This window comes from Streptomyces flavofungini (assembly GCF_041028215.1).
Lineage (GTDB): Bacteria > Actinomycetota > Actinomycetes > Streptomycetales > Streptomycetaceae > Streptomyces > Streptomyces flavofungini_B.
The window spans coordinates 1-4,264 of the sequence record NZ_JASKYR010000596.1; the positions used below are offsets into that span (position 1 = coordinate 1).

A 4,264-nucleotide genomic window follows, 5' to 3' on the forward strand; every position below is an offset into this window, starting at 1 on the left:
TGCGGGGCCCGCGCCCTGGGGGCGGCGTGCCTAGCGGGTGCGGTTCAGGGTCTGGAGCGCCGCCTTGAGGAGCTGGCCGACCTGCGGGGTGCCCTCGGCGGCCTCGGCCTGCGGGGTGACGGCGACGACGGCTTCGTCGGCCTCGCGCGTGGCGTACCCCAGGCCGATCAGGGCGGCGTGGAGCTGGTCGCGCCAGCCCGCGGTGACGGCGGTGCCGAGGGCGGGGCCGCCGGTGCCGAGGGGTTCACCGAGGCGGTCCTTGTATTCCAGGAGCAGCTTCTGGGCGCCCTTCTTGCCGATGCCGGGCACGGCGGTCAGGGCCTTCTCGTCGCCGGTGGAGACCGCGCGGCGCAGGGCGTCCGGGCTGTGCACGGCGAGCATGGCCTGGGCGAGGCGCGGTCCGACGCCGCTGGCGGTCTGGAGCAGCTCGAAGGTCTGGCGCTCGTCGTCGTCCGCGAAGCCGTACAGCGTGAGGGAGTCCTCGCGCACCACCAGGGAGGTGGCGAGCTTGGCCTGCTGGCCGACGCGGAGGGTGGAGAGGGTGTTCGGCGCGCACTGGACGGCCATGCCGACGCCGCCGACCTCGATCACCGCCGTGTCGGGTGCGAGCGCGGCCACGGGGCCGCTGACGAAGGCGATCATGCGGTACGGCCTTTCTGTGCTGGGGGTTTCGTGGCCGCGTGTGCGGCCACGGCCTGCTGGAGGCGGTTCTGGGCGACGGCCTGCCGCAGGCGGTGCTGCGCGGGGGCGCGCCAGATGTGGCAGATGGCGAGGGCCAGGGCGTCGGCGGCGTCCGCGGGCCTGGGCGGCGCGTCGAGCCGCAGGAGGCGGGTGACCATCGCGCCGACCTGCGCCTTGTCGGCGCGGCCGCTGCCGGTGACGGCGGCCTTGACCTCGCTCGGGGTGTGCAGGGCGACGGGGATACCGCGTCGGGAGGCGCAGAGCATGGCGACGGCGCTGGCCTGGGCGGTGCCCATGACCGTGCGCACGTTGTGCTGGCTGAAGACGCGCTCCACGGCGACGAATTCCGGCTCGTGCTCGTCGAGCCACTGCTCGATGCCGCGCTCGATGGCGACGAGCCGGTGCCCCAACTCCGCGTCGGCCGGGGTCCGCACGACTCCGACGCCGCGCATGGTCAGCGGGCGTCCCGCCACGCCTTCGACGACTCCCACACCGCACCGGGTCAGCCCCGGGTCGACCCCCAACACGCGCACGCAGCCCCTCCAATCGCCTGTCCGTGCAGGCTATCGGGTCGCTCTGACAACGCGATGGGCCGACGGGGCGTGTCCCGTCGGCCCATGCACACCCCTGAGGGGCGCGGGGAACTGCGCGAGCTGCCGCTTACGCGTCGACCTGCGCCATGACCTCGTCGGAGACGTCGAAGTTGGCGAAGACGTTCTGCACGTCGTCGCTGTCCTCCAGGGCGTCGATCAGCTTGAAGATCTTCCGGGCGCCCTCCTCGTCGAGCTCGACCTGCATGGTCGGGACGAAGTTGGCGTCGGCCGAGTCGTAGTCGATGCCGGCGTCCTGGAGCGCGGTGCGGACCGCGACCAGGTCGGTGGCCTCGCTGAGCACCTCGAAGGTGTCGCCGAGGTCGTTGACCTCTTCGGCGCCCGCGTCGAGGACCGCGCCGAGCACGTCGTCCTCGGACAGCTCGCCCTTGGGGACGATCACGACGCCCTTGCGGTTGAAGAGGTACGACACGGAGCCGGGGTCGGCCATCGAGCCGCCGTTGCGCGTCATCGCGACACGGACGTCGGACGCGGCACGGTTGCGGTTGTCGGTGAGGCACTCGATGAGCACCGCGACGCCGTTCGGTCCGTAGCCCTCGTACATGATCGTCTCGTAGTCGGCGCCACCGGCCTCGAGACCGGCGCCGCGCTTGACCGCGGAGTCGATGTTCTTGTTCGGCACCGAGCTCTTCTTGGCCTTCTGGATGGCGTCGAAGAGGGTCGGGTTGCCGGACACGTCGGCGCCGCCCGTGCGGGCCGCGACCTCGATGTTCTTGATCATCTTCGCGAAGAGCTTGCCGCGCTTGGCGTCGATCACGGCCTTCTTGTGCTTCGTCGTAGCCCATTTAGAGTGGCCGGACATCTGCCTGTCTCCTTCGCGTTACCCAACAACCAGTACGGACTCTCCCAGACCTTAGAGCCTGTCATAACCCCGGCCGGACCAGTGGACGGCGCCCACTGGTCCGGCCGGAGTCACGAGGCAGGCTCTGGGGCCCCAGGAGGGATCCCCGGAGATCCTACAAGGATCCCGCGCGCGGGTTGCCCCGCGCCATCTCCACGAACAGGGCGTGGATGCGGTGGTCGCCCGTCAGCTCCGGGTGGAACGAGGTGGCGAGCGCGTTGCCCTGGCGCACGGCGACGATGTGGCCCCCGTGTTCGGCCAGCACCTCCACCTCGGCGCCGACCGACTCCACCCAGGGCGCCCGGATGAAGACGCCCTCGACGGGAGCGCCCTCGACGCCCTTGACGGCGACGGCGGCCTCGAAGGACTCGTTCTGCCGTCCGAAGGCGTTCCGCCGCACGATCATGTCGATGCCGCCGACCGTCTCCTGGCCCGAGCGCGGGTCGAGGATCTTGTCGGCGAGCATGATCATGCCCGCGCAGCTGCCGTAGACCGGGAGCCCGTCACGCACGCGCGCGCGAAGGGGCTCCATCAGGCCGAAGAGGGTGGCCAGCTTGGAGATGGTGGTGGACTCACCCCCGGGGATGACGAGCCCGTCGACCTCGCCGAGCTCCTCGGGGCGCCGGACCGGCCTGGCCACGGCGTCCGCCGAGGCCAGGGCGATCAGGTGCTCCCGTACGTCCCCCTGGAGGGCGAGCACGCCCACGACGGGAGTGGTCATCACCAGCCCCGGTTCGCGTAGCGCTCGGTCTCCGGCAGGGTGTCGCAGTTGATGCCGACCATGGCCTCGCCGAGGTTGCGGGAGGCGTCGGCGATGATCTTCGGGTCGTCGTAGAAGGTGGTGGCCTTCACGATGGCGGCGGCGCGCGCGGCGGGGTCGCCGGACTTGAAGATGCCGGAGCCCACGAAGACGCCCTCGGCGCCGAGCTGGCGCATCAGCGCGGCGTCGGCGGGGGTGGCGACGCCACCGGCGGAGAAGAGCACGACCGGCAGCTTGCCGAGCTCGGCGGTCTCCTTGACCAGCTCGTAGGGGGCGCGCAGGTCCTTAGCGGCGGCGTACAGCTCGTTGTTGTCGAAGCCGCGCAGGCGGGCGATCTCGTTCTTGATCTGGCGCAGGTGGCGGACGGCCTCGACGACGTTGCCGGTGCCGGCCTCGCCCTTGGAGCGGATCATGGCCGCGCCCTCGGCGATGCGGCGCAGGGCCTCACCGAGGTTGGTGGCGCCACAGACGAACGGGGTCGTGAAGGCGAACTTGTCGCTGTGGTTGACCTCGTCGGCCGGGGTGAGGACCTCGGACTCGTCGATGTAGTCCACGCCGAGCGACTGGAGGACCTGGGCCTCGACGAAGTGGCCGATGCGGGACTTGGCCATGACGGGGATCGAGACGGCCTCGATGATCTCTTCGATCATGTTCGGGTCGGACATCCGGGCCACGCCGCCGTCCTTGCGGATGTCGGCGGGCACCCGCTCCAGCGCCATGACGGCCACGGCACCGGCGTCCTCGGCTATCTTCGCCTGCTCGGCGTTGACGACGTCCATGATCACGCCGCCCTTGAGCTGCTCGGCCATGCCGCGCTTCACGCGCGCGGTGCCGGTCTCGGGCGACGGGTTGCTGTGGGAGGGGGTGCTGGACACGGAGTGACCTCACTCGAAGGAGACGGCTTCTGCGACTTCGAGGAAACTCCGGGCCACCAGTCCACAGCAAGGGCCAATGGGTGACCGGTGGATCGTTTTCGCGCCCCTGGACGGCCTGGTCGCCGCTCCGTCCCTGGTCAGGGCGCTAGGCGGTCGCCCTGTCGGCGAGGGCCACCGGCGGCTCGTCGTCCATCTCGAACGCCAGCGGGAAGGGCGCGTGCCCCGCGAGCCGGAACCAGCGGACCTTGCGGTGCCTGCGCAGGGCGCGGGCCGCGCGTACGGCGTCGTTGTGGAAGCGGCGGGCCATCGGCACCCGGCGCACGGCCGCGGCCAGCTCGGTGGCCGCCTCGTCCCCGCCGGGGGCCTCGCGCACCGCCTCGACCTGCTGGGCCTCGCCGAAGATCGCCCGMAGCGCCTGGCTGAGCTCGCTCTCGGCGACCTCCCGCTGCTCCTCCTCGGCCTGCCGGGCGGCGTGCGCCGCCTCGTAGAGCACGAT

5 protein-coding genes and 1 pseudogene are annotated in these 4,264 nt (G+C 71.5%); all 6 read right to left on the bottom strand.

The genetic code is table 11. The features are described from left to right. Positions 1 to 30: 30 nt before the first annotated feature. A complete protein-coding gene (gene ruvA / locus AB8Z36_RS30515) occupies positions 31 to 642 on the bottom strand; it encodes a Holliday junction branch migration protein RuvA (RefSeq protein ID WP_369216624.1) in 612 nt (203 codons plus the stop codon). After that, on the bottom strand, positions 639 to 1,214 hold the full coding sequence (ruvC, locus tag AB8Z36_RS30520; RefSeq protein WP_369216625.1) for a crossover junction endodeoxyribonuclease RuvC: 576 nt from the start codon (positions 1,212 to 1,214) through the stop codon (positions 639 to 641). Before ruvC ends, ruvA begins: the two co-directional genes overlap by 4 nt. A 127-nt stretch (positions 1,215 to 1,341) precedes the next feature. Beyond that, on the bottom strand, positions 1,342 to 2,094 hold the full coding sequence (locus tag AB8Z36_RS30525; protein ID WP_369216626.1) for a YebC/PmpR family DNA-binding transcriptional regulator: 753 nt from the start codon (positions 2,092 to 2,094) through the stop codon (positions 1,342 to 1,344). A 154-nt stretch (positions 2,095 to 2,248) separates the two neighbouring features. After that, positions 2,249 to 2,854, bottom strand: coding sequence for a pyridoxal 5'-phosphate synthase glutaminase subunit PdxT (gene pdxT / locus AB8Z36_RS30530; protein ID WP_369216627.1), 606 nt, complete (start codon positions 2,852 to 2,854; stop codon positions 2,249 to 2,251). Beyond that, entirely contained in the window at positions 2,854 to 3,702 is an 849-nt protein-coding gene (gene pdxS / locus AB8Z36_RS30535; RefSeq protein WP_440582040.1) for a pyridoxal 5'-phosphate synthase lyase subunit PdxS, read from the bottom strand. The genes pdxT and pdxS overlap by 1 nt, the downstream gene beginning before the upstream one ends. A 211-nt stretch (positions 3,703 to 3,913) precedes the next feature. Continuing rightward, positions 3,914 to 4,264, bottom strand: a pseudogene (locus AB8Z36_RS30540) (hypothetical protein); the annotation flags it as partial.